General features: G+C 39.4%; 19 protein-coding genes and 3 pseudogenes. 11 read left to right on the top strand and 11 right to left on the bottom strand.

Features of this window, described 5'->3' with window-relative positions; genetic code table 11:
- Nucleotides 1–7: 7 nt before the first annotated feature.
- Both EHQ58_RS10460 and EHQ58_RS10455 read right to left on the bottom strand, forming a co-directional pair.
- Complete coding sequence (locus EHQ58_RS10460) at nucleotides 8–2584, bottom strand: SpoIIE family protein phosphatase (protein ID WP_135623850.1); 2577 nt, start codon at nucleotides 2582–2584, stop codon at nucleotides 8–10.
- Entirely contained in the window at nucleotides 2581–4182 is a 1602-nt protein-coding gene (locus EHQ58_RS10455; protein WP_135623849.1) for a Ppx/GppA phosphatase family protein, read from the bottom strand. Before EHQ58_RS10455 ends, EHQ58_RS10460 begins: the two co-directional genes overlap by 4 nt.
- A 153-nt stretch (nucleotides 4183–4335) precedes the next feature.
- Between EHQ58_RS10455 and EHQ58_RS10450 the strand changes: the two genes are divergently transcribed.
- The 6 genes and pseudogenes from EHQ58_RS10450 (at nucleotide 4336) to EHQ58_RS10430 (ending at nucleotide 8871) form a co-directional block, all read left to right on the top strand.
- Entirely contained in the window at nucleotides 4336–5358 is a 1023-nt protein-coding gene (locus EHQ58_RS10450) for a rod shape-determining protein (protein ID WP_002972591.1), read from the top strand.
- A 352-nt stretch (nucleotides 5359–5710) separates the two neighbouring features.
- Complete coding sequence (locus EHQ58_RS19055) at nucleotides 5711–5851, top strand: GIY-YIG nuclease family protein (protein ID WP_342776238.1); 141 nt, start codon at nucleotides 5711–5713, stop codon at nucleotides 5849–5851.
- A 148-nt stretch (nucleotides 5852–5999) separates the two neighbouring features.
- Nucleotides 6000–6137 carry a hypothetical protein gene (locus tag EHQ58_RS18735; RefSeq protein WP_167883600.1) on the top strand — a complete coding sequence of 46 codons (138 nt, stop codon included), beginning with the start codon at nucleotides 6000–6002 and terminating at the stop codon, nucleotides 6135–6137.
- Nucleotides 6133–6645 (top strand): annotated as a pseudogene (locus EHQ58_RS10440) (hypothetical protein); the annotation flags it as partial. The gene EHQ58_RS18735 and the pseudogene EHQ58_RS10440, both read left to right, overlap by 5 nt.
- Nucleotides 6646–6963: 318 nt before the next feature.
- Nucleotides 6964–7701 carry an IPT/TIG domain-containing protein gene (locus tag EHQ58_RS10435; RefSeq protein WP_135623847.1) on the top strand — a complete coding sequence of 246 codons (738 nt, stop codon included), beginning with the start codon at nucleotides 6964–6966 and terminating at the stop codon, nucleotides 7699–7701.
- A gap of 66 nt (nucleotides 7702–7767) precedes the next feature.
- The gene (locus EHQ58_RS10430; protein WP_135623846.1) at nucleotides 7768–8871 is read left to right on the top strand and encodes an NHL repeat-containing protein; all 1104 of its coding nucleotides are present in this window, start codon (nucleotides 7768–7770) and stop codon (nucleotides 8869–8871) included.
- Between the two features lie 13 nt (nucleotides 8872–8884).
- Here the strand turns inward: EHQ58_RS10430 and EHQ58_RS19095 are convergent.
- The 3 genes and pseudogenes from EHQ58_RS19095 to EHQ58_RS10415 all read right to left on the bottom strand — a co-directional run.
- A pseudogene (locus EHQ58_RS19095) lies at nucleotides 8885–8992 on the bottom strand (hypothetical protein); the annotation flags it as partial.
- 265 nt (nucleotides 8993–9257) lie between these two features.
- On the bottom strand, nucleotides 9258–9641 hold the full coding sequence (locus EHQ58_RS10420; RefSeq protein ID WP_135623845.1) for a type II toxin-antitoxin system VapC family toxin: 384 nt from the start codon (nucleotides 9639–9641) through the stop codon (nucleotides 9258–9260).
- A gap of 6 nt (nucleotides 9642–9647) precedes the next feature.
- Nucleotides 9648–9875 carry a type II toxin-antitoxin system Phd/YefM family antitoxin gene (locus EHQ58_RS10415; protein ID WP_246047314.1) on the bottom strand — a complete coding sequence of 76 codons (228 nt, stop codon included), beginning with the start codon at nucleotides 9873–9875 and terminating at the stop codon, nucleotides 9648–9650.
- Between the two features lie 291 nt (nucleotides 9876–10166).
- On the opposite strand from EHQ58_RS10415, the pseudogene EHQ58_RS10410 reads away from it, so the two are divergent.
- The 3 genes and pseudogenes from EHQ58_RS10410 to EHQ58_RS10400 form a co-directional block, all read left to right on the top strand.
- Nucleotides 10167–10277 (top strand): annotated as a pseudogene (locus EHQ58_RS10410) (rod shape-determining protein); the annotation flags it as partial.
- Between the two features lie 394 nt (nucleotides 10278–10671).
- A complete protein-coding gene (locus EHQ58_RS10405) occupies nucleotides 10672–12135 on the top strand; it encodes an HD-GYP domain-containing protein (protein WP_135623843.1) in 1464 nt (487 codons plus the stop codon).
- A gap of 467 nt (nucleotides 12136–12602) precedes the next feature.
- The gene (locus tag EHQ58_RS10400) at nucleotides 12603–14264 is read left to right on the top strand and encodes a peptidoglycan DD-metalloendopeptidase family protein (protein WP_135623842.1); all 1662 of its coding nucleotides are present in this window, start codon (nucleotides 12603–12605) and stop codon (nucleotides 14262–14264) included.
- Nucleotides 14265–14271: 7 nt separating this feature from the next.
- On the opposite strand, the gene EHQ58_RS10395 is transcribed toward EHQ58_RS10400, so the two are convergent.
- Nucleotides 14272–14946, bottom strand: a complete 675-nt coding sequence (locus EHQ58_RS10395; protein ID WP_135623841.1) for a class I SAM-dependent methyltransferase — start codon at nucleotides 14944–14946, stop codon at nucleotides 14272–14274.
- Between the two features lie 413 nt (nucleotides 14947–15359).
- Between EHQ58_RS10395 and EHQ58_RS10390 the strand changes: the two genes are divergently transcribed.
- Entirely contained in the window at nucleotides 15360–17177 is a 1818-nt protein-coding gene (locus EHQ58_RS10390; protein WP_135623840.1) for an SBBP repeat-containing protein, read from the top strand.
- A 409-nt stretch (nucleotides 17178–17586) separates the two neighbouring features.
- Here the strand turns inward: EHQ58_RS10390 and EHQ58_RS10385 are convergent, their stop codons facing one another.
- From EHQ58_RS10385 to EHQ58_RS10375, 3 genes are all read right to left on the bottom strand, one after another.
- Nucleotides 17587–18132 (bottom strand): hypothetical protein, encoded by a 546-nt coding sequence (locus EHQ58_RS10385; RefSeq protein WP_135623839.1) that lies wholly within the window; start codon nucleotides 18130–18132, stop codon nucleotides 17587–17589.
- A 698-nt stretch (nucleotides 18133–18830) separates the two neighbouring features.
- The gene (locus EHQ58_RS10380) at nucleotides 18831–20207 is read right to left on the bottom strand and encodes an IPT/TIG domain-containing protein (protein WP_167883602.1); all 1377 of its coding nucleotides are present in this window, start codon (nucleotides 20205–20207) and stop codon (nucleotides 18831–18833) included.
- Between the two features lie 740 nt (nucleotides 20208–20947).
- A complete protein-coding gene (locus tag EHQ58_RS10375) occupies nucleotides 20948–22207 on the bottom strand; it encodes a sensor histidine kinase (RefSeq protein WP_135623837.1) in 1260 nt (419 codons plus the stop codon).
- A gap of 581 nt (nucleotides 22208–22788) precedes the next feature.
- Here EHQ58_RS10375 and EHQ58_RS10370 point away from each other — a divergent pair.
- Nucleotides 22789–23646: a cyclic nucleotide-binding domain-containing protein gene (locus EHQ58_RS10370; protein ID WP_135623836.1), complete on the top strand. Its 858-nt coding sequence runs from the start codon at nucleotides 22789–22791 to the stop codon at nucleotides 23644–23646.
- 51 nt (nucleotides 23647–23697) lie between these two features.
- Here the strand turns inward: EHQ58_RS10370 and EHQ58_RS10365 are convergent, their stop codons facing one another.
- Both EHQ58_RS10365 and EHQ58_RS10360 read right to left on the bottom strand, forming a co-directional pair.
- Nucleotides 23698–24297, bottom strand: coding sequence for a TetR/AcrR family transcriptional regulator (locus EHQ58_RS10365; protein ID WP_135623835.1), 600 nt, complete (start codon nucleotides 24295–24297; stop codon nucleotides 23698–23700).
- Nucleotides 24294–25007, bottom strand: coding sequence for a hypothetical protein (locus EHQ58_RS10360; protein ID WP_135623834.1), 714 nt, complete (start codon nucleotides 25005–25007; stop codon nucleotides 24294–24296). Before EHQ58_RS10360 ends, EHQ58_RS10365 begins: the two co-directional genes overlap by 4 nt.
- Nucleotides 25008–25087: the final 80 nt, after the last annotated feature.

Here is a 25087-nt window from a genome sequence, read left to right as displayed (position 1 = left end):
TATAACCTTAGTTAGAGCCAGTTTTCAATTGGTTGAAAATCTCTCTGATTTTTTTGACTTGAGGGTGGTCTGGTTCGAGTAACTCCGCTTTGTTTAAAAGTTTTTTTGCTCTTTCCAGTTGATTGGCGTTACGATAACATTCCGTTAAATGAATGAGATTTCGGAAATGTTTCGGATCTCTAGAACGAACTCGTTCTGCAATGTCAATGGCCTTATGGATATTTTTATTCTTTCGATAGGCATAGCTTAGCTGTAATAACAATTCATTATCCGTGGAAAAATAAGGGAGAATCTCCTCAATGGTGTGGATCGCATATTCATATTTTTTTGTAAGAATCGCAATACGAGCTGCCTCCTTTTGAAAGTAAGGTTTAGTCTCCTCATCCATTTCGGCATGTGTCATGACGTTTTCAATGTAGACAAATGCTTCCTCTAAATGACCTAGTTCTATATATTTTTTATATTCCACATTAGGAAAAATTTGACCTGCGTATTCTAGAGTTTCTCTTTTGGATAAGTGTTTCATATTTCCATTCCAAGAAATACGAAGAATGGTCAAATCATCTGATAGCTCTCCAATCGTTCCCAGACGTTCAATGAGCTTATCTAACATACCGCCAGCATATTCCACATGCTTCAAAAATTGATTTTCATCCTCGTTCATGACTCGATTGCCTTTGGCGTCTTGACCAACAACAATATCATCACGGCCATCGGAACCAACAAAAAGAGCATCGTCATGTTCGAGTGGAAATACTCTTACACGGATTTCTCCGTCCATGCCTTTCGTTCCTATCTTTCTAAGCTCCAGCTCTTGTTCAATGAAGCTTGCGACACCATCACGATATAATACTGTCCAAGGGTGCTCAGCATTTACATAGTATAATAGCCCCGTCTCCTCTTCGACAAGACCAATGACAACAGAGATAAGCATGGAACCGTCAAAGGATTCGAAAATAGACTGAAGTTCTAGAAAACAATCCTTTAGCCAGCGCTCAGGGGATTTATTTCTATATTCCTCTTTGGATTGGGTCCGCTTAATGACTGATAGAAAGACGACACCAAGTACGAGGGCACCACCTGCGCCTTGCATTGATTTCCCCATAGCATCACCATTCACAAAAACTACGAAAGTTTTTCCACCTAGGACAATTTGTTCGCTAATGATGATATCTCCACCAATCTCTCGCTTTTTGCCTTTAAACTCGAATTCTTTTTTTTGTTTTGTGTATGATTCAAGAACCACAGAACTAGAACGCCCACTAATCGCCGATAGAGGCTCAAGGAGTAAAGACGTAAGAAAATAATCTCCATCTTGCTGGACTTTCAGCTCCTGGACCCGTGTGAGCGTATTTTGCAATTCATTGGTGCGTTCTTCAACCTTTAACTCCAAAGTGGCATTTAGGTTTTCCACCTCATTATGAACTCGTAAAAAACGATTTGCTAAAACGACGGCAATCCCAAGGACAAAGGTCAAAAAACCAAATCGAAGAAGATTGAGATTTTGGATTGGAACCAGTCCCGTAGCACCTAGCACATCCCATATTCCAGTAACTACTAAAATCAAAAATCCGATTACCATACGGTAAGCATCTTTATTTTTTTGGTAAACTGCCCTAGAGATCACGAAAATAGAATAGAATACTAGGACGAGAACTGACAACTGCCATCCCAGTAATATTTTTCCAGAAATCGCTCGGGAGACAAACATTTGCAAAACGGCGATAAAGGTGATCGCAGAAAAAGTAACTTTTGAAAGCTTCGACAGTCTGCCATGAAAAAAATTATCAAGAAACAGCATGAGCCAAATGGGAACGTAAAAAACGACAAAGTACTCCATTCTCGTTTGGACATATGGATCCAATCCAAGATAATAAATGAGCTGAGAACGAAAAACCATATAAGCTGATAAGAAAATGGCAAACATCGCATAATACAGATTATATGCCTCCATTCTACGTTTGAGGTAAAAAAGTCCGTGATAAACCCCAACAAAAAAATAGAGAAACAAAAGCATATAGGTAAGGTATTCTTCGTTTATGGACTGGTTTACAAGTGCGCGATCGATGCTGGCAGGGATGTCATTCATCAGCTTATAAATGGTTAACTCCTCTCCATGATCCGCAGCGATCAAAACTCGAATTGAATTTTGCCCTAACCTAATAATGGTACGATCCAAAGGAATGATGATATGCCTTCGGTAACCACTTTTCACGATTTGATTTTCATCAAGTTTTCCGCCAGAACCGATTTCTACATCATTAAGGTAAATTTTATATACATTTGATATATATGGTAGATGCAAACTAAAAGCGTCTTTTTTTACCTCATCAAAGTCTGAAGAGGAAATCAAAAAAGTTTTGTACGCGGTGATACGACGGACTTTGCTAGGATCAAAATCCAATTTAGCCACCGCGTCAGCTACTGGAAGGCTTTCCAAAGCAATCCAATCAGGTGTATTTGGAGTTTCCTTACTTTCCGTCCATCGCGGTGTCACCTGCCAATTTTTGGTAAGGTCAATGGGTAACGCCTCAAGAGCAAAGCCAATGGAAACGCTAATGCAGATCGTAAGTAGTTTTATCATATTATTTTTTTCTGAAATTCTATTTTTACGTTAAATGTTTCTTCGAATAGATCTTTTTTTTCTTCAACTGACCAGAGTTCCAAATGAGGGTCTTTGTCGGCATCGTGTTTCAATTCACAGATGATCTTCCCACCTTGCCGATAGGCATGCACTGAATCTAAGATCATTGTTTCCGACCTATCCAAACCATCACCGATCCTCAGCAAAGCCGCGAGTTTTTTAACGAGAATCTGGTCTTCCAATCTTAGAGTTTTAAATTCTTCATGTTTTTGTTTCGGCCCTCCCTTCCTATGGTAACGAGCGATGAGGGCAATGATCTCAATTTCTGCATTAGAAAAACCAACCATTGCTTCAGAATTTCGGATGATATAATAGCTGTGTTTATGATAGGAATGGTGGGAAATACAAAGTCCGACCTGGTGGAGATGACAGGCTGTTTCTAAGTATTCCTTTTCTTGAGCACCTAATCCGTGTAAATCTTTTAGGTCATCAAACAATTGCAGAGTCAATTTGCAAACATGCAATGCATGTTTTTTTCCCTGAGGGTAGAGGTTCGAAACTGATTTAATGGCTTTTTCACGAATGTTGTCGAGGGCCGGTAAATTGGAATTCTCATACCGATACCAGGATTCCAAAGTATCGAAGACTATCCCATCTCTCAGAGCGAAATCGGAAACCATCAGAGTCGGGGCTTTCAGTCTATTGAGCACTTCATCGAGGACAAGCACCCCGGCCACGATGATATCCGCTCTTTTCGATTCCAAACCTGGGATTTTGATTCTTTTTTTTACAGAATCAGCATCTAAGACTGCCTTGCGTATTTCCCTAAAAGAATCATAGCTAAACTCAAAGCCGTTCAATCGGTCTCGTTTTTCACCGCGATTTTCTAAAATCATAGAGGTAACAGACGTAATGCTACCAGAGGAACCAACTACCTGAAAGGGCTTCCACGTTTCAATTTGAGGAAGGAAGGCCGAAAGCACAGACTCGATATGGATGCGACATTTTTGCAGATCCATCATGGACAGTGGGTCTTTTTTCAAAAACTTTTCCGTCAGTCGGATGGCACCAAGTTTTAAGCTCGTAGAAAACAAGATCTCCCCTTTTTCTCCAACTAGGAGTTCGGTGCTCCCTCCGCCGATGTCTATCATGAGGATGCGCTTATCAAAGACTGGAAGGCCTTGTAAAATGCCTAAATAAATGAGCCTTGCCTCCTCGTTCCCAGAAACAACGTCGATTTTAAGTCCGATTTCCTTTTCGGCTCGGGTAAGAAAAACATCTCTGTTTTCTGCTTCGCGTAACGCACTTGTGGCGACAGCTCGGATCTCTGCTCCGTAGGAATCAGCTAGGGTTTTAAAACGTTTCAGGCAGGCAATTCCACGTTCAATGGAATCTTCCGCAATGACCGCATAATCACTGCTACCGCTTCCCAGCCGAACGGACTCCTTTTCCTTTGTAAGGGACTCAAGTGTACCGTCCGGTCTAATGCGTACGATGACAATATGAAAGGAATTGGTTCCTAAATCTATGGCAGCGAGGATTCTTTCCGGTGAACCTTGCTTGGTGCGCTTCTTTAAAAGTTGGTTGAATGGTAGCATTTCTGTAGTACAAACTCTATAGAAATTTTTTACGGTTGAAAGCAAAAACTAGCCGAAAATTATGGGGAACAGGTAGTTTTGTTTATTTCCGATGGTTTTCTTCTTCGCCATCCCAAGTTACCTACCTTTTTCACTCTTTCACCAGGAATTTATATGATTTTTGACAATCTCTACGGCCTCTTCTCTAACGACATGGGTATCGATCTCGGTACCGCCAACACACTCGTCCACGTAAAGGGACAAGGGATTGTCCTTTCTGAACCTTCGGTGGTTGCCGTCCAGGCTTCTACGGGTCGCGTTCTCGCCGTGGGCCAAGAGGCCAAACGGATGCTCGGAAGAACTCCCGGTGATATTGTGGCCATCCGCCCCATGAAAGACGGTGTGATCGCCGACTTTGAAACCGTAGAAAAGATGATTCGCTATTTTATCGCAAAAGTCCACAACCGCACCACCTTCGTCAAGCCGCGCATCGTCATCGGGGTTCCTTCGGGAATTACCGAAGTGGAACGTCGTGCCGTGCGAGAGTCGGCAGAACAAGCCGGTGCCCGTGAAATTTTTCTCATCGAAGAAGCCCTCGCCGCAGCGATCGGTGCGAACATCCCCATCCATGAACCAGCTGGGAATATGATCGTCGACATCGGCGGTGGAACCACAGAAATCGCCGTGATCTCTCTCGGTGGTATGGTGATTGCCGAATCCATCCGCACGGGTGGAGACGAATTTGATGAAGCCATTGTAAAATACCTTCGTAACCAATACAACTTGGTCGTGGGTGAAAGAACGGCGGAAGACATTAAACTCACGATCGGAAACGCTTTCGCAGACAAACGTGTCGACACCATGGAAGTGAAAGGCCGTGATGCGATCTCTGGTCTTCCTCGTACCCTCGAACTTGATTCCAACGAAATCCGCAAGGCCCTCAAAGAACCTACGGACGAAATCCTAGACGGGATCAAATCCGTGCTTGAGCGCACTCCTCCCGAACTTGCCGCCGACATCGTAGAACGAGGCATCGTTCTTACAGGCGGAGGTTGTCTGTTACGCGGACTCGAACACTACCTCACTAAAGAAACGGGTGTGCCTGTGTTCCGTGCAGAAAACCCACTCACCTGCGTGGTGTTAGGTACAGGAAGATACTTGGATGAGTTGAAGTATATTAAGCCGGGGATTAGATAGGTCGCATTTCGCATTTCGATACGGCCTAGCGGCCTACTCAATGCTCGGCATTTAGGAAGAGAGGGAACCAAGGTTGGTTCCCTTTTTTTTTGGGGGGGCGCACGTTTCCGGCTCTAGGCTCCAATCTTTGCTTACGCAAAGGATTTCCGCTTCGATCCGGGGCGCGGTGGGATCCAGAAATCTAAAAAAATTGAATGAATCGGAAGGCTTTTGACCTTGATTGGGGGGGGGTATCTCGCATTTCGATACGGCCTGCGACCTACTCAATGCTCCGCATTTTCTCTTCGTTTCGGTCGTTGAGTAGCGAAGCGTATCGAAACGATCGAAACGCGAAACAATAGAAACACCAGGAATGATTATGGGATATATGTATATTTTAATTTGTTCTGATGCATCGTATTACACGGGAAGTACGAAGTATCTGAGTAAAAGAGTAAAAAAGCATCAAAGCGGACAAGGTGCTAATTATACAAAAAAATACCGTGCCTTATAACTTTCATATCTGTATCGTCGAAAAAATCCAACTACCAGATAAATATTCGTTTTCTGGAATTGAATCCCCGTTAGACTTTGTAAATTGTCCCAGAGATATCGTATACTGTCAGTAATGGATGGTGAGAATTCCCTCTTTTGACTCAGATATGAAAGAAAATTTAATAAAATTAAAAGAACTAACTGACCTTTTCCAATCCAATCTCAAAGAGTACAAAAATGTTAAATATGATGAGGCCAATACTCGCACTCAATTCATCGACAGATTCTTTGAATTGCTAGATTGATCCACTTGCCATTCAGAAAAGCTTACTTGATCCTTCGATCGAGGCACTTGTTTTTCTGTATTTATTTCCAAACCATGTAAATGAGCTTGCTGGCTACCATGGTGGCGAACAGACGATTGCCCTAACACCAGATATATTGAAGTTTGAACACACGGATGGATTGAATTTACTATTTGCTGACTTTGGTTGGAACACGCCGCTTTGGACAGCGACAGATGGTCAAAGTGGTTTAAGTCTGGTTTCTTCCATTGGAGCAGGAGCGGTTGTTTGTCGAAGTGATGTTCGCGTGATGGGCAAAGGCCAAAACAATAATTTTCATCTTTCTGGCTACGGCGTCTCAGGCTATGTTGCGACACGATACGATTTTACACGTACATATTTTATCGAATTAGGTGGTAAAGGTGGATACATCGACCTTCCGAATATATTAACATCTGGTGGTTCAGCACGTGCCTCACAAAACTTTGGTTTTCTGGAGCTTGTGTTTTCAGGTGGAGTCGCATTTTAATTAGCGTGTGCTCTTTAAGAGAACTCGCATTGACACTTTAGTAAAGTGTTAGTGGTTCGGTGGTCGGAAGTTAGTTTGACAAAAAAAGTACTTTTACGGCCAAAATAAGATTGACGATATTTTATTTTAGAATCATTTAATGGATGGGATGGTTAATCGAAACTTTCGCTTCTGCGATATTAACCTTATTTCCTCGCATTTTCCAGCCTAATCTTTTTTTCTTACTGTTCCGCTAAAAAAGAGAGTAATGATTCGAGGAATCTTATAGCATTAATATTTTTGTCGGGTTCTGGTTCTATTGCAAGTGCACCTGCGCCCATGAGTGTATCTCCAGATTCCGGTATCGTAGGCGATGTTATCACTATAACGGGTACAAATTTTTCCACAAATTTGGAAGATAATAAGGTCACATTTGGAACAGACAGTGCTGGAGTGAAAGCATATTTAACGAAAATGACGACAGGTACAGTAGTCACAGCAACTACTACTTCCTTAACTGTTGCTATACCAACTGGGGCAGAAAGAGGATATATCTCCGTCCTTGCCGCAACTCAAAGATATGTATCCGCTGCGATATTTTCACCACGACAATATAAGTTTTATTTTACAACTTCGACAGCTACACCTTATAATGGGAATCTTGGTGGATTTTCAGGGGCGAACACGAAGTGTAATTCAGAAGATTCCAGACCGGATAAATCGATTGCCTACAAAGCGTGGTTATATATTGACTCTTCATCGTTTCAAGTACCTAGCCAAGGAAAAGTTTATTCCCACTCAAGTTTAGAAAATTGTGCAATAGGTAGCGTTAGTTCTAGCTCCTGCCTTTCTTTATTTACAGGAACTGGGTCTCTAACAAATCCTACCCTTTCTGCGGCAAGTAATTCAACTGGTATAATCGCATGGACTGGTCGTGACTTAACGAACACCTGTTCGGGATGGACCTCCACTGCCGGAAATGGAAATTATGGAATTGGAAGCCAAAGTTCCACGTATCTAAATTCTAGCACTAGGGCTTGCACAGGTGTCTCAGTACTATATTGCTACGAACCCTAAATGTTTTTCAAAATTAATGGAGAAAGCAATATGAAATTAAAGAATTTGTCAATAATTTATTCAATAATGATTTGCATCCTGGCGATAGGTTGCCAACCGAAAAAGAAGAGTGAAGACAATTCTTGGCTTTTTTTCGTTTTATCGCCCGTCGGTAGTACTTCGACAAATACTGCATCAAGCAACTATGCTGTTTCAACGTTAGCTGGCCTATCTGGAAGCAGTGGAACAACCGATGCCACAGGAACATCCGCAAGATTTAATTCCCCTAATGCCATAACCATCGATAGTGGTGGCAATCTGTATGTCGCAGATTCGTTTAATCACAGTATCAGAAAAATTACATCAGCCGGAGTCGTTACAACATTTGCAGGATTATCAGGTAGCAGTGGGACAACAGATGCGACTGGAACAGCTGCCAGATTCAATCGGCCATACGGGATAACGATTGATAGTGGTGGTAATCTTTATACCGTGGACTCAAGTCAGACCATTCGAAAGATTACGAGTGCAGGTGTTGTAACGACATTTGCAGGTACCGTAAATTCATCTGGAACCACAGATGCAACGGGAACAGCTGCAAAATTTAACTCGCCAGAGGGAATCGGAACCGATCCAGCAGGCAATCTTTACGTTGTTGATAGTAGCAATCAGACAATAAGAAAAGTGACTTCGGGCGCTGTTGTAACGACATTCGCAGGTGGTGCAGGCTCTTCCGGAAGCACAGACGGAACAGGAACTTCGGCAAGATTTTATCTACCAATGTCTATTGTTGCTGATGCTAACGGAAACTTATATGTTACCGATCGAGGCAATTATACAATCAGAAAAATTACGACTGCAGGAGTGGTAACGACCTTCGCGGGCACTGCCGGTGAGACTGGTAGCACCGATGGCACTGGAGCGGCAGCGAGATTTAGTGCACCTCTTGGGATCACAATTGATTCCTCCGGAAACCTCTATGTTGCGGAAGCAGCACATCGAATCCGAAAAATTACGAGCGCTGGGGTTGTGACGACAATTGCAGGGTCGGGTAGTTCTGGTTCAACTGATGGCTCAGGCAGTCTTGCAAGTTTTTATAATCCGAGAGGGATCACAATTGATTCCTCCGGAAACCTCTATGTTGTAGATACAGGCAATCACACGATAAGAAAACTTGAACCGCCAAAATGAAAAGGCGGTTGTTTCATAATCTCCTAACATATGTTGCTAAAAACACCGCAAGCAAATCTGGCCGATCGGTAATGATTCCATCCACACCTAGTTCCAATACCTTTTGCCAATCTGCTTCCTCATTTACCGTTTAAGGGATCACAGGAAAGCCTTTGCTTTTTAGACCATCTATCATAGGTTTGCTTAAGGATTTGAAATTTGGCAAAATGAGATCGGGGGAAGAATATTCCCAATCTTTCGGTTCCCATGTGACATAAATATAGTCGCTTTTAAACCGACTGGATTCCCATAATGAGCAATCTGTCGCGAAGATTGGGAATCGGTTCTGAGAAAGGGGACTTGGCACTGGAAAAACTCTTATGAAGTTCCAAAGTGGTAAATTGTCGTTAAAGGACCTTCACTTTATATTTTTTAAATATTACATCCGTCGTAAGAAAAAAGAAATCCTCTTCCAATGCTTGTGATGCGAGCAATCGATCAAAGGGGTCCTTATGATGAAAGGGAAGAGTCATTGAACGGAAGATATGGCTTTTCTGAATCAGTAAATCGTTTGCGCCTAATACATCATATCCTGTGGTGATCACTTGCTTTATATCGGATTTAAATTTGAGTTTCTGAATGGAGGCTTTTATTATCATTTCCCAGACGGAAACATCACTTACGTACAGTTCGCTCTCAAAAGACTCAAGAACTTTTCTTATCTTGGGTGGTAGCATTTCAGGATTTTCCAAAGCAAAAATGAAGATTTGTGTATCCAGTAAATATTTCAAGATAGATTACTCTTCAAAGAATTTTTGTATGTCAGGCGGTAAAGAGGCATTGAAATCTTCCGCCATCCATATTTCGCCTTTGAAAATACCTAGATTTCTTTTTTTGGGCTTTTCTCTGAATGGAATTAATTTTGCAACCACCTTTCCGGCTCGGGCAATTAAGATTTCCCGTCCCTCCTCCGTTTCATGCACAAGCTCAGAAAAATGAGTCTTTGCCTCGTGTATGTTATACATTTTTTCCATGAAAGAATTATAGACTTAGTCCTATCATCTAGTCAATCTTATTTCTCTCTTTTAAATTCTGATTTGCTAGGGATTAATCCGAAAGCGACAATAGAAGCGAGGATACAAGCAAACTGGAAGTTTTAATTGGTGAGTGAATGCAGAGAACTCAACGTATCACAGACATTAACATCGTTGCAAACAAATCTCCGTGACCGAAGCGAAGCAAGTAAAAAGTATAATGTGGCAAGCCCGGTAGCATCTACGTTACAATCGCAATATTCAAGAGATTACGAGGTGCCCACTCCTCCGGAACTTGCCGCCGACATCGTAGAACGAGGCATCGTGCTTACTGGCGGTGGTTGTCTGTTACGCGGTCTCGAACATTACCTCACCAAAGAAACAAGTGTGCCTGGGATTCAGTAGTTCGCATTTCGATACGGCCTAGCGGCCTACTCAATGCTCCGCATTTTGGCAAAAGAATTTGGTCTGAGATGGATCGAGCTCAAGCCACGCAGACTTGGAAAGGAAATTTATTACGTAAAGTCCCTTTTGTAGTTCACGAAGATGTACATCGAGAGGGAATTATTTGTTTGTTACGCTTAACATCTAATATCGAATAGGTTATCTTGTAGTAGAAAATGTTACATTTTTCTGCAAATGAAATTGAAATCGCCTATAACAAATGAGATTAGTGACATTCTCATTTTTTTTATCAAAAAATTATTTTTAATCATTCTGCTCTGGAATCATTCGAACGAAATCGTCTCATAGATAACTCTTCCGCAATAAAGAGAATGGGGTTCTTGTGAAAAATAATGACAGAGTTTCGGTCGATAAACTCGGTAAGTTTGATCTGAGCGAGGAGTCTCTCAATAGTTTCCGACAGAATCAAAACATTCCCATTGATCTCTTTAATAAAGATGGGCAAGTGGTCATGCCGAAAAAGAAAAATCCCTCGGAAGAAGATTTTGGCAAACTTCTCAAATTTGAACTTCAGGGTCTTTACTTTAAACTCTCTGATTTAAAAAAACCAAGCTCATCTTCGGGGCGAGTAACAGCTGAAAAAACAGCTGTTAAAGTATTAAATAAAGATAAAACCTTGTCCTTTGCAAAAGAGTCTGCTTCACTTCTTGAGGAGTTAAAAAAGGAGGCCTTCTCGAATGCACAAGCCGTAACGATTCAGCATTCGGTACGGGAAATCCTAGATGATTTCATCAGCAATCCTGATTTTGAGACAGGAATCTTCAATATTCTTGAAATTCTGAGTGGTGCAGGTGTCCCTCTTCAATCTGAACTTTTAACTAAGAGAACTGTTGTTGCAATGGGAATGAAAGTTCGAACTAAAAAAATAGTAAATGACGAAGACAACAAGCCAAACAAAAAGGAACATCTTGCCATCATGATGGCAAGTTATTTGTCAGACGTAGGTTACTCAAAACTCGAGGTTTCAGACAATCCAAAATTATCTAAAGAAGAATATCTTTCGATCCAACAGCATCCTATCATTAGTTATCTCATGACTTTGCCTGCTCAAGATATCACACCAGAAATTCGCACTCTAATACTTAATCACCATCGCCCATTCCGTGGAAACGGAATTAACAATAATTATCCTGACCAAAGGACTGTTTTCACTCGTTTAATGGCAGTTAGGGATAAGTTTACTAAAGATGTTAGTAAATCAAGAATTGTTGCAGATATCGAAACTCAACTTCGAATTCAAGAAAGTCAGAACATCAGCACGAATTATGAAGAGGATATTGCCATATTATCTCTCGCGAGCGAGTATGCTTCCTTAACTTCTAAGCAGCCTTGGCGAGAAGCATATAGCTCTTCAATGGCATTAAAAATAATTTTGAATGATTCTTTCTTTTCCTATAGCAATAAGAATATCAGACATTTGCTCGATTATGTAGGCGCGAGCCTAACAAATAACGAGAACATCATAAACGTAGACAGTCTCATCATAACCGCTTCTATAGATTCTGAAAAAAATGTGCATTTTGACATTTGCAAGGTCATCGAAGTGGAACGATACCAAACTCGTCCCATTGTACAGCGAATATGTACAATCAAACCGATTTTCAAAAAAGGAATTAAATACAAGATTGCAGATTTTGATGCAGCACAAGTAAGAATGGATAGAAGAAGAGCCATTATCGATCTTGCATCACAAGCATCGAGTGCACAACGCGTCATCTATATCATCGACCCTGAAATCAATGAACCACTTTTTGATGCCGTGAATACTTTGAGTAAAGCCAGTTAACAGACTTCTTCTGTTTCAGAAGTTTACTTGATTGAACAAAGTTTATGAAAAGACATTCATTCATGACTTCGGCGAGGAATATCAAATTCGGATCTATCCGATCGGAAGCAAAGACACTGAGCTAGGAGTGCGAGACAGGGGGGTGATGGTAATGATCCTTTGCTGTTAAGTCGCCTTTAAGCAGACTGGATTCCTGTAATCGTTTAATCTACGCAAGAATCGCTCAGCTAGTTGCTTCATTTAATAAAAATAACCTGGTCCGATCGCAAAAGTTGATTCTATCTAAATGATGGTCGAGTTCGACAAATAATTTGAAAAATGCTTTATTTAAAAATTAAATGCAATTTTATTTCTGCTAACTAAAATAGCACCAAGGAAAAGTTTCAACTTTTGCTACGCTACAATTTCATAGATGACTATACTACTAAGGAACTAGTGCTAGGTAATTGTTCGCCAAGGAGTCTTCTATGTTCAAAAAATATATAATCCTTATACTCTTTTTTAGTTACGGGGTCGCGTTTGCCCAGGATGTTTCTCATATTTCGAACCTGATAGAGCAAGAAAACTGGCTCCAGGCAGAGAAAGAATTAAAATCAGCGATTAACAAGAATTCCATTCAAGACACGACTTGGCTCTATACTTCATTAATTTACGTGTTGAATTCCCAATCGAAAGAAGACGAAGCCATTCAAACTGGTAGGGATGGGAGAAAAAAATACCCAAATTTACCAGCTATAGGTGAATCGCTTTCCTACGCACTCGTAAAAAAAGGGTCCTCGATTCTCGAGTACGACTCAAGACAGAAAGAAGCCCTCGAATTGTGCAAAGAAGCGTATGAGATCCTTCGTAACGAGACAAATTCCATCTGGTTTGGCCTTGCCTTAAAAAAAAACAAAGACTATATAAATGCAATAAGAGTATTCAAAGAAGCTAAAAATAAATTTCCAAAGAATTCCAATTTTTCTAAAAATCTTGCATATACCCAGTATGATTATGGAATCGAACTTGTTGCAAAAAATGATTATTTGAACGCCGAACAAAATTTTAAAGAAGCTTATGCGGAAGAAAATAAGGACTACATGCTTTATCAACTCGTGGTGGTCTTGCGCGCGCAAAATAAATTTTCAGAAGCGATCGATCTTCTGGAAGCAGGTAATAAAAATTTTCCCAAAAATGAGCTCCTTAAAAATACACTTCCCTACACTCGTTTTCTGAGATTCAACGAACTATTAACCAAAGAGTCACCTGAAATCATAAAAAAAGAAGTCACTCAAACATTAAATTATGTGGAAAGAGGAAAACCGTTTAAAGATCAATATCATTATCAAAGAATCATCACTAAAGGTGTAGAATTTGTTTCGGAAATTTCCTTTCATGAGCAGACGTTCAAATCACTTCTTAAGATACTACCAGATGATCCAGATGTATACGACCTATACGGATTTACCTATTATACCGTTAAATCAAAGAAAGGGATACCTTCCAAAGAAGATCGTCAGATTGCAATCGAATTGAGAAGAAAGGCAATCAAACTCTATGAAAAACTGTATCCGAATCGTCGCGAAATTTTGAATGTTCCCCACCCCTTAAATGGAAGATACGAAATTATAGCGGAGTTTGGCGGGACTGCGATGACACATAATGGACTGGCAAACTACTGTTATGATTTTATTGCCGTTGATGAAGCGGGAGAATACTTCAAAAAGGGAACATCAGGAAAATCAAATGATGATTATTTTAATTTCAACCAACCAGTGTATTCCATCGCCGATGGCGAAGTCATTGATATTCTGACCAATCAAGTAGATAACAAGCCTGGAGACTTCGCCTATAGCGGTAATTATATATCAATCAAACATAATGATTACATATCATTTTATGCACATCTAAAAAAAGATTCGAGTACATTAGCAGTTGGCTCTAAAGTTAAGACAGGAGAAATCATAGGAAGGGCAGGAAATAGCGGAATGTCGAGAGAGTCACATCTACATTTTTGTCTGAATGACTCAAATTGGGTGAGTATCCCATTTCGTTTTAAAGATCATAAAGTTTGGAAAGGTCAACAATTTCGACTGAACAACGATCCGATTCATGAAGGTGAGATTGTTGAACTGATCTCACCTAAGTGAATGAATTTTATTCTGCCGTGAGTAAATATTGGTAAGGCAATTCTGTTTGATTGACACTGAATTTTTTAAATCCAGCCTCTTCTAATTCTCTTCGGCATTTTGAAGAAGAAACTCGCATGGAATCAGGAGGACCATAGCCACCTTTTCCCTCTTCAAAATCTACAATGACTAATTTGGCATTTTTCTTCATCGATTCTTTTACTAACTTAAAATAGACGACTCGATTTTCAATATGATGGTAAACATTGGATAAAAAAACTGCATCGACAGCCCCCTTTGGAATAGAAGGTTGATTATACGTTGTGAGCTTCGTCTTCAATCTCATTTTCTCTGGTATGCTAAGATTTAATTTTTTCTCTTCCATCAATGATATAAATTCAGGATTCGGATCTGCTGCCGTCACCTGCCAACCCTTCTTTGCCATCTTAAAGCTGAAAAAACCGGAACCGGCGCCGATTTCCCAAACAGCATAGTTTTTAGATTTGCTAATCTGGTCGATGACCCAATCCGACTTTTGCCATTCGTCCCTTTGAGGATCATCAAACTGGGCAGCTAACTCTTTTACGGATTTGTGGTGCATATGATCATTGGCATGGCCTCTACTGGTATGAGAAGCACATTGACTAAAAAAGAACAAACAAAGAACCGCCAGTGTATTTGAAAATCTTGTTTTGCGTATCATAAAATTTATGTTTATTCCTATTTTCTTTATCTATCGATTGGGTAATCTCTACATTTTGCAGATTCTACTTTTTTACTAAGATTATTTTATTTCTTTACCAATTTTATCTCAAGCGAGCCAAGAATGACATGAAAATTTAAGATTAAGTATAGAGAGGACTTAAAGAGAATTGTTCTCAAAGTAACGCGGGAAAAAATGATGTAACAATCCTAAGTGGTTAAATGTTCAAGAAATATTCGTTCGAAACTCATGCGTTTTAGTCCTAATATTTTTCAAACTCGCTTGGTTGAAGTCCTTTCAGTCTTGGAAAAAAGTTTCCTCTTCGACCCTCACTGACAATGATTGCTAAATTGAGATTTTTTTACAAGATATACGTTTTTAAGTATCGGCCAGTGGGGAAAAGGTAAATCCCTATGATTCAAAATTTCTGTAACCGAAAAAATATTTTGCAATCACTCAATTTAGCGTTCATTCTCTTTTTTACCGAAGCCTGTCTATTGAATCCAATCGTGCGCAGTTTATTAAATTTAGAGAAACAAAACGATAAAAACAATTTCCTATCCTTGCTTTTGTTACGCGCTGACGAAAATAGTGTGTCCACATCTTCTCCTTCAACAGTGTCAACATCGGCTACTGAGGCAACTTCTGCTCCTTCAAATATAGACTATGGAGGGTCTAAAACATTTAATCTCGTTCCTGGTGTGAGTGTTAGCTTAGTACCAACACTCACCGGTGGAGCAGATTCGTGGTCTATTTCCCCCTCGTTACCCTCAGATTTGACGTTTGATACAAAGACTGGCACAGTCTCTGGCACACCTAATACATCTTATCTTACAAGCGGATTTCCTTTAACGACTTTTCTAATCACAGCCAGAAATTCCCAGGGAGCCGCCGAACATAGTATAGATATACAGATCGTTGCCTCGGGAGGTACGGTTTGGACGGCGTTACATGGTGTATCAGGACAAAATACAGGTGGAGGGACAGGGTCATTATTTTTTGATACCGGGTCCAATAGTCTTTATTCAGCTGGTTATACAACTGGCAGTTTGGATGGTGCAACAAATCCCTATCCCACCACGCAATCTGCTTTCGCCACCAAATACGACTTAAATGGCAATAGGCTTTGGACGAAAATTGTTCCAATGTTTGTGTTAGTGTCAGGTGCATTCTCGCAAACTGGCTTGGCTCTCGATTCCTCAGCCAATGTCATCATATCAGGCCAAACCGTTGGTTCAGCTAGCGGAGGTCAATATGATGGGATAACATTGACAAATAATGAAAATTTAGGCTTAACCAAATTTGATAGTAGCGGAAACAAACTCTGGTCAGTCGCCAAACCAGGAACGGAACTCGTTTCTGCCGGTATAGCTACGGACTCGTCAGGGAATATTTTTAGTACAGGAAATGTAAAAAATACTTTGGATGGCGTTACAAATAGTGGCAGCACAGATTCCGCGATCACAATGATTCAATTTAATTCGAGTGGTGTCCAACAAGGACTTCCCACGCTTGTTGGAAATGGGGTCGGTGCCGTTGGATGGCATAATGAAGGATACGGCATAAATTTGGATTCTTCTGGAAATCTTTGGACCGCAGGTATGACGATGTCAACAAATACCTGTGCAACGGCTGGAGGCCAAAGAACGATTGTCCTTTATAAATTTAACAGTTCACTTGTTTATCAGGCTTGTTATTCTTTAACTTCTTCCGCATCTGCAGATAATTTAAATTTTGCGTTCGCACCAGTTTCAGATCCATCGAATAACATTTATATTACTGGTTATACGAGTTCAAATTTAGATGGATTGACAAAGGTTTCGACTGCCGCATCAGGCTATTTTGATGCTTTCATTGCCAAGTTTAACTCAAGCGGAGTCGTTCAATGGAAAAGACAACTTGCAGTACCAGGAAATACGGACACAAGAGCCTATGCGATTACTCGCTCTCCCGATGATTTTTACTATATTACCGGTTATACAAATGCGAACTTAAACGGAGAGATTCGTAACGGAGTACAAGATCTTTTTGTAGCAAAGTATGATTCTGGGGGAACTTTAATCTGGGTTAAGTTGATAGGATCCTCAGGATCTTCAGTTCAAGGGACGGGTCTAGCTTTTGATACCAACAACACCTTGTATGTGAGTGGCACATCCAATGGAGATTTGGGAGGGGTGACTAACCCAGTGAAGCCTAACAACGCTCATCTTCTATTGCGTTTTGTAAAATAACGAATTTACGGTGCCTCGCATCTGTTGCCAGGACTCATACTCTCTTCTTTACCACGACCGCGCTATCCGCTCCAATCATTGCTTTGGAAAGGATTTCTGCTTCTATCGCTAGCGCTGGGGGGGATTGGAAATAGGGATATCGGACATCCGACTGGATTCCCGGAGAGAGGAATCTTAGGTATGGAGTAAAAATCTTTTTAAGGGTTCGCAAAACTTATATTAGTTCAAAAGAATATCACTTTTAATGCATTTAGACCTTGGGAAAAATACTGTTCGCCTTTCATCCCACTAAACCCGATTGACCGTTCATTGAACTGATGAGATCGGAAGGTATTGATCTTCCGATTTGTATAGCAAGGTGGTTGGAAAAGGCCTTAACAAAAGTATTTATGTGTTAAACATTAAATGATCATTCAACGAGAAGCGATTTTTTAAAAAAACCTTCGGCTTTGGGATATAGTTCGTTAAATTTACTTGAAAAAGATTTATACTGATCTGAAACATCACAGGATACGCTGTATATATATCCCTGCCTACTACCTCTTAAATATAACTTCAAATTGTAATTTCCCGCATAATAAATATGGTTTGCCTTAACTTCAAAATAACTTGTACCAGCATTGTTAATACTGACACTACCAGCTCTTCTTTGGCCACTATCTAACGCGGAGCAGTAAGAAAAACCATAATTTCCTGGTTCCAATTTGATCATATATATTTCATCAGTTCCTAGACTTGTAGGAATTTCTATTTCTGGATTTCTTCCACTTCTCTTTACAATAGTTACCAAACCGTTAGTTGAAGCATTCGTCATAGGATACGCTCGATAAATTCCCCAAACATAGCCAAAATTTTGATCCATTTCATCATGAGGAAGGATAGGCGGCTTGATTATCCTGCTCGCACAAGCAAATGTGATTAATACTATAGATATCAAAACATATATTTTCTTCATTATAGACCTATTAAACGAAGTGAACTTGGAGAAATAACATCGTCAATAAAATTTTAATCAGCGTTTTACTGCGTCCGACTTTGTTTGAAAACTGACACGACACTCTCCCCACCTCCATCACAGATTGTTTTCTTTACTAAAGTAAAAGTTTTGAAATGAAAAACAAAGTAGCTTCCGAGAAAAAGGGAAAAACTGATCTTTCGAGCATGGATCTTTCACGGAGAAAATCAAAATCTTTCTCAGTAAAATTCTTTCCAAGGACTTTACTCAAGAGATCGGGACAAGGGACTGATTCAAAAGGATAGTTCTCTCAAATGAATCCAATTATTTCAAAATTTAACCAACCTTAGATGCAGCAAAAAGAAATACAATTTGATCGATGACTATTTTTACGAAAAACGAACCCGATATCCACCCGAAGTCTTTTCGGTAAATTGAGTTTTCCGAAGTTATCTTTCCCTGTTTAACTCAATCTAAAAAAAAGCCAAATCGAATTGCGCGGTTTCATTAAGGTAGAACCAAAAGTAAGTCGTCTTTTTCACAGTTTTTGCGAAAATCTAGTCGCCTGTAAGCCGACTAGATTTCTACTATAGGCAGTCTATCTTGAAAATTAGGAATCTCACGTAAGTTTGACGTTCTTTTTGTAGTAAAAGACGTCGGAAATTCCTAATTCATAAATACTCACAAAACTCGGAGATCTAATTAGAAGTTCTTTTAAAAACATATCCTGAAGTAGTTGCAACATAACACGTATTTGATGAACTAGTCGTACATGATACTGCGTTGTTCGTATTCGTCGCTCCGAAACTCTGGTTTGCCCAATTACTCCCTCCATCAGAAGTACGCCAAACGGTTGTATTGCTGCCAACTATAGTGCATGTATTTGCATCAAAACAGTAGACTCCATTTAGAGTCGTCGAAGTGCCCGAAACAAAAGGGATGGTCAACGAATTCCAGTTCGTACCGTCGGTTGTTTTTGCAAGTACTGACAATCCTACAGCCATACATGTATTGGAATCAACACATTGCAAAGAATACACTGAAGTTCCCGTGGATATGGATTGCGTTGCCCAAGAAGGAGTTCCCGCACTAGCATCAGAAGTTTTGTAAATTGTCTTTGCATTCACTTGTCCACCGTAACAAGTATTTGTATCCACGCAATGAACTGTTACCATAGTATACGAGGCACTTATTGAAGACCAGTTAGTACCGTCCGTTGTTCTTTGTGTTGAGTTTGTACCCGTTGCTATGCAGAAAGTAGATGTCGGACAGGAAATTGCATAATAAAATCCATTGTTCCCCACTTGCGCAATCGAAGGTGAGCCAGAAGCGCTTGTAATTTTAAGAATTTTACTAGAAGCTTTTGATCCTACCAAATAACAAGTGTTTATATCTGGGCAGGACATTCCGCCAGCAAGAACCGCCAAACTTCCGAAAATTGAATATCCCGTATCGTAAATAGTCCAATTACTTCCTCCATCTAATGTCCTTAGGAACTTAGTATTTGCCGAAGAACTTGCCTGAGTCAAGGCGAAGCATGTATTTGAATTTGGACAAGAAATTCTATAAACATCGTCGCTGGCAGTAAAGGAGATACTCGTCCAAGGAGATACGCTAAAACTGGCTGTAGAAGTAGCCGTTACCCCATTCACCGTGACCGAAATCGTTCCAGAAGTAACACCATTAGGTGCTGTTACTGTTAATGAACTTGTAGTCGCAGAATTTACTACCGCTGTTGTGCCATTAAATTTTACACTATTTCCTGAAGTTGTCGCGGAGAAATTAGATCCAGAGATAGTAACTGAAGTGCCTGCGACACCAAAGCTAGGCGAAAAGCTCGATATGGACAAAGTTGTCGAGCCTGAGCTCGTAGTAGTGCTCGTTGAACCGGAGCTGGAACCAGTACCAGAACCGGTGCTAGTCGTCCCCGTTGATGTGGTACTCGAAGCAGTTCCTCCGCGAAGGAGCAGAATCGGTAATAAATTACTTACGTCGTCACTGCTTTTGGGCTGCGAACAGCTGACAAGTGATAAAACTACTATAATAGAAAGGAGGTTTTCAACTTTTTTTTTCATTTTTCGACCTTTGGGAACTAAATTATACTCTTGAAAGAATCTTTTTTTTACTAGAATAACAAGAGATTGCTTTCCATAATTTGAAATGGAAAGCATTTTTTTCTTAATAAAGAAAACTAAACTCTTTTTTTTTAACCAAACACAAATAATTCTCACCAAAGTTTGGCGATTGGTTTGCGAATGAGGCTTAGGAATTCCTCGATGATGGAAGAGTAATATAGTCCTTAGCCAAAATATTTTGTTATGAGATGTTGAGATATCCGCCAAACATCAAAGATTACTTAAAACATGTCATTGATTGTTCAGCGGAGACCTTAATTTTCGAATTTTTGAATCGCTAACTTTACAGGAATGATGCTACACTTTTTTTCAGATAGTTGCAGGTTATGTGGCCGAATTTTCATCAGAACTTTTATGCGCAATACCTAGATTTTGTGATCTTTTCTAAGGTTGCCTTTAGAAGAAAAATTCGGGTTATGAAAATAATCTCGCCCATAAACCAACTAGTCTCCCATAAGGATCAATCTATCTTGAATACTAGGATTCCCGTATCCGAGCAAGGTGGGATCATTGAGCGGATAAGATTAAACCTTCTTCCAATTTCATTTTCTGGTATGTTATGCCCACCTTGTCACACCGGTTGCTTTACCCGTTTGATAGCAAATTCTTGGTTTGGAAGACTCAGGAAATCTAGCCTCGCTTCATATCCTGCTGCTCTCCATTGTTTGATTCGCCGATTACTATCCAATTTTTAAGCTAAAGCAATTGACTTTTTGGTTTGTTGTATACGTTAAGCGAGCGCCCATTCGATCTGCAATCGATTTGCAGAGGAATAAACCAACACCGCTACCGTTTTGAGAGATCACTGTCTCTGCAAATAGTTTTTTTTGTAACTCCTCTGGAATGGGCTCCCCTTGGCTTTCAACAGTCCAATCAATTTCGGCAGCAGAAATTTGAAGGGAAACTCGGATTTCAGATCCCTCACTCGAATATTTAGATGCATTGTCCAAAAGATTCTTTAGGATGATCGTGATCTCACTCACATTCCTTTCGAACTGGATATGGGAATCCATTCCTGTTTCTGACACGAATATGATTTGCTGGCGCTTGGTTTCAAAAATATATTTCAATCGATCTACGAGAGATTTCGTAAATTCTATCGGTGATTCCACAGTAGAGCGGGAGACTTCCTCATCGTAATCTTTTTTCAAATTTATCAATATATTATCAATCGTGTTTTTTAAATCAAGTATTCTCGACTTCATACCGCTAGCTAATTGTTTAAATTCTAACTTAGTTAAATCCTCAGCCTCATATAAATCAATTAGTTGATCTAAGTTGTTTACTGGACTTCTCACATCATGAGCTAAAACTCTCAGTAGGATTTCATTTTTTAGTTTTTCCGCGTTGGCAAATTCCAATTGTTCTTTTAATTTCCATTGAACCTCTGTCAATTCTAGATTTTGTTTTTTATAAAAATCGAGAACCAAAGTAAGCAGGATAACGAGAAAGGCAGATACAGAAATAAATGTAAATAGATGGTCTTGGAATTGATCCATTGGATTTATATAATGAGGTACAATTAGATTTTGTTTGTCTGAACCGAAATATAAAAGAAAGGACATGAGGATAATCGTAAGAACTGTATAAAATCTTTTCCATTTTGGGGAGAGAAGGATTGGGTAAGTGACAAATAGAGTCAAAACTCCATAGAAAGTTGGACCATCGCTACCCTGGTTACCCAAATAATTAAGTATAAAAAATACTAGTATAGGCAGATTTACGAAATGGGAGTATTTTTCTTGGAATCCGCTAATTTTTAATTTAATGTAAGCTAAAATAAAGATGAAGATCATTGGAATTTTTAGGATGGCGATCCAATACAATTCTATCGTTAGATCATCCAAAATAATGAGAAAGATCAATATCCCAGAAGCTATGAGGATTGTTTCAGCTACCTTGGTTTGGAGTTTTTCGATATTTGTTATTTGATTTTTCATGAGGATTCACAACATTTTAAAACAGAGTAAAAAGAGTAATAAAAATTAATTTCCATTCATAAGTATAAAATCTTGACCATGTTACAAGTGCGTTTTGCAACCGTCAAATTTCAAGTCATATACAAACTTTCCTGAATACCAAGAATCCATACGAATTCTGACTCATTCTTAGAAAAACTTATAACAAAGTAGTGGTAGTGATTGCAAACAGCTGTATTTCTTTTGCAGGACTGCGATAAGACAAAGCCTTTCAGTAAGGGATGGTTTTTGGATTCAAAATTAGAAAAAACGATCCATTTTCAAATCCTTCGCTGTGAGAGAGGAAAATATTCGGTTTCGTTCGGATTTTTTTAGCCCACGTCACTTTATCTTTTATAGACATCATTGGAAGTGGACTCTAAAATACATTTGCGTTTAATCGATATGAATGTTTAAGTGGGGGCAATGATTCGCATTGTCTGATTTTTGAGTTTGATTTAAGACAAAATGCGAAGATTTTTCCAGATGAACAAAACACTCGAAAAAAGTGCGCATTGTTAAAAAGTTATTAAAATTGAGACGGGATTAAATTAGCCTAACTTATGAATTTTATTGAAGCATTACGTTCACATCCCTTGACGGGTAAACATTTCAAAAAAGGCGAAATGATATTGAAAGCAGGAGATCCATCTGCTGATGGTATCTGTTTGATTTTAGATGGCAAAGTAGTGAGTGAAGAGGCTACTAGCACTGCAAAATCGATACAAAAAGAATATAACAAAGGCATGTTTTTTGGGTTGGCTGCCTTAATATCGAAAATTCGTCTCGAATCGTTTGTATCCGATCATGATGATACATATATTGTATTCATAACAGAATCTGATTTTTATAAATGTCTTTTGGCGGATGAAAAATTTTTAGTAGATATGCTCCAAACAAGCTTAGTGAGAATACAAAGTATTCCAAGTAGCGACTTAACTTCTCCTGAGGAACAGATAGATTTAAGTTTGCTTTTTGGTGAAGAGGGAGAGGAAAGATTTAAGCAGATTCGTAATCATAATTTAGAAATCTTGAGTTTAATCTATCGTTTACGAAACCGAACGGCTCTTGCAAATGAGAACATCTTTATTGAAGAAAATCTCGAGGACTCAGATATTTATCTACTTCTTGAAGGTAGCGTAAATCAATACTTAAAGGATCCTGATAATCCTAATTTTGAGAAACAAGTTATTTCCTTACAACCAGGCTCGCTCTTTGGTTTTTTACGAAAAGTAGGAAACAAAGGACATTTTTTAAATGCGAGAGCAGGTTTTGAAGGCGCGCGTTTGATACATTTGGATTCTGAATTGTTAATTAAAGTGGCAAAACTGAATGCTAAACTGGCTTGGTCGATCTTTCAAAATGTTATTTTGACCGTGGCAGTCATCGAGCAAACAATGGTAAGATCAAAGAAATACTGAATATAAATATTTTATATGCTTTTGGAAAATTTGTATAACTTCGTTTCAATATTAAATTTTCTTAGTAGGCAAGTTTGTCAAATTGTGGGCATCCAATGCCACCTCAGCAAATCCAGATTTCAGTTGTTTCAAATACTTCAAATCTCGTGAGGCTCGATACAACATAACACAGCCAGTATGAACTATAAGAATTTTATCTGCAATGCGTTTTGTTTGATTTGATTTACCATAAAATTTTATAAACGCTCTTTCCTGAAAGGAAAGCCATTCCGTTTCAACTGAACGCAAAGTTTTTGCGAAATAATTTCGTTCCGCTATATCGAGTTCGCTAGAAAATGCTGTAAAAGGACATCCAAAAAATTCATCACGCTTAGCCAGCATGATCAGCGATGTCGACCAATAGGAAAGATATTGATCAAATGTTTTTGCCTTCTTTAGAAGGCTTTCAAGCATTTCAAAAAGAATAGTCGATCTGTATTCAATATAGGCAAGTCCAAGTGAATTTTTTGACTCGAAATGATAATAAAGCGCAGGTTTTTTAACGCCTACGATACGAGTTATCTCGTCCATTCCGGTATTGTTGAATCCTTGTGAATAAAAAAGGTCACTAGCTTTTTTGAGAATTTTTTCACGTGTATTCGACTCTATCATTTGACTCCAAGGGATTTATCAAAAAGAAATTTCGCTCTTTCTGGGTGGTAGGTTGTCATATATTCTCGGTATTCGCCGAGTTTAAATGCACAAGGGTAACGATCGCGATTCCAAAAATTGATTGGCTCACCGACGATATACCAAGGAATTCCAATGCGACGATGGTACTTGTACACGAGTTTTTCCATATCGGCGATACCAAGAAACTGATTTTCTCTTTCAGTAAAATCTTGCATCAATCCTCGCAATAAAAGATCGAATATAAAAATAGACTTTGTACGATCGATATTGTATTTTTCTAGAGCGTTCTTGTTGATAGCAGTGCGCCAACCATTGAATACATAGTTTATTGAGCCAGCATTCAACTCTCTCACAATCTTGTTTAGATCGAGATTGTATTTCGTTTCCGTGGGTAAAGCAGCCGTAGGTTTAGATAAATCATTTACAATGATTCCCCAAGTTCCAACCAGTTCCCCCGAGGAATGACGAACACCACAGACCCTTGCACGTGGAAAATTTTCTTGAGCGGCTGGTGCGATTTCAGCCATTGGCACCTCTGGCTCACCACTACTTGAACCAAATGCATCGTTATAAACTGTGTAAATATGTTGATTAAATTCATCGATCGCGTCTGTACCAAGTAGCCAAAGATCTAGGTCACCATAAGATTCGAGTTTTTGTGAAGTAATGCCAGAAAGTTCTAATTCCATATATCTCCTTAAATATTAAAAAGGGTTTTACACAGTAATTAGACTTATATACCTACCGTTCGGTATATAGTCAAGAAAAA

Source organism: Leptospira ognonensis (assembly GCF_004770745.1).
Classification (GTDB): Bacteria; Spirochaetota; Leptospiria; order Leptospirales; family Leptospiraceae; genus Leptospira_A; species Leptospira_A ognonensis.
The sequence above is the reverse complement of the archived record's forward strand: the minus strand, read 5'-3'. Positions and strand labels throughout refer to the sequence as shown.

Coding starts and splice junctions, on each gene's coding strand:
- EHQ58_RS10375 (WP_135623837.1), bottom strand. CDS start 22,207: ATGAAAAATCAAATAACAAATATCGAAAAACTCCAAACCAAGGTAGCT.
- EHQ58_RS10370 (WP_135623836.1), top strand. CDS start 22,789: ATGAATTTTATTGAAGCATTACGTTCACATCCCTTGACGGGTAAACAT.
- EHQ58_RS10450 (WP_002972591.1), top strand. CDS start 4,336: ATGATTTTTGACAATCTCTACGGCCTCTTCTCTAACGACATGGGTATC.
- EHQ58_RS10385 (WP_135623839.1), bottom strand. CDS start 18,132: ATGAAGAAAATATATGTTTTGATATCTATAGTATTAATCACATTTGCT.
- EHQ58_RS10430 (WP_135623846.1), top strand. CDS start 7,768: ATGATTTGCATCCTGGCGATAGGTTGCCAACCGAAAAAGAAGAGTGAA.
- EHQ58_RS10365 (WP_135623835.1), bottom strand. CDS start 24,297: ATGATAGAGTCGAATACACGTGAAAAAATTCTCAAAAAAGCTAGTGAC.
- EHQ58_RS19055 (WP_342776238.1), top strand. CDS start 5,711: ATGATTATGGGATATATGTATATTTTAATTTGTTCTGATGCATCGTAT.
- EHQ58_RS10380 (WP_167883602.1), bottom strand. CDS start 20,207: ATGAAAAAAAAAGTTGAAAACCTCCTTTCTATTATAGTAGTTTTATCA.
- EHQ58_RS18735 (WP_167883600.1), top strand. CDS start 6,000: ATGAAAGAAAATTTAATAAAATTAAAAGAACTAACTGACCTTTTCCAA.
- EHQ58_RS10395 (WP_135623841.1), bottom strand. CDS start 14,946: ATGATACGCAAAACAAGATTTTCAAATACACTGGCGGTTCTTTGTTTG.
- EHQ58_RS10460 (WP_135623850.1), bottom strand. CDS start 2,584: ATGATAAAACTACTTACGATCTGCATTAGCGTTTCCATTGGCTTTGCT.
- EHQ58_RS10400 (WP_135623842.1), top strand. CDS start 12,603: ATGTTCAAAAAATATATAATCCTTATACTCTTTTTTAGTTACGGGGTC.
- EHQ58_RS10435 (WP_135623847.1), top strand. CDS start 6,964: ATGAGTGTATCTCCAGATTCCGGTATCGTAGGCGATGTTATCACTATA.
- EHQ58_RS10455 (WP_135623849.1), bottom strand. CDS start 4,182: ATGCTACCATTCAACCAACTTTTAAAGAAGCGCACCAAGCAAGGTTCA.
- EHQ58_RS10390 (WP_135623840.1), top strand. CDS start 15,360: ATGATTCAAAATTTCTGTAACCGAAAAAATATTTTGCAATCACTCAAT.
- EHQ58_RS10360 (WP_135623834.1), bottom strand. CDS start 25,007: ATGGAATTAGAACTTTCTGGCATTACTTCACAAAAACTCGAATCTTAT.
- EHQ58_RS10415 (WP_246047314.1), bottom strand. CDS start 9,875: ATGTATAACATACACGAGGCAAAGACTCATTTTTCTGAGCTTGTGCAT.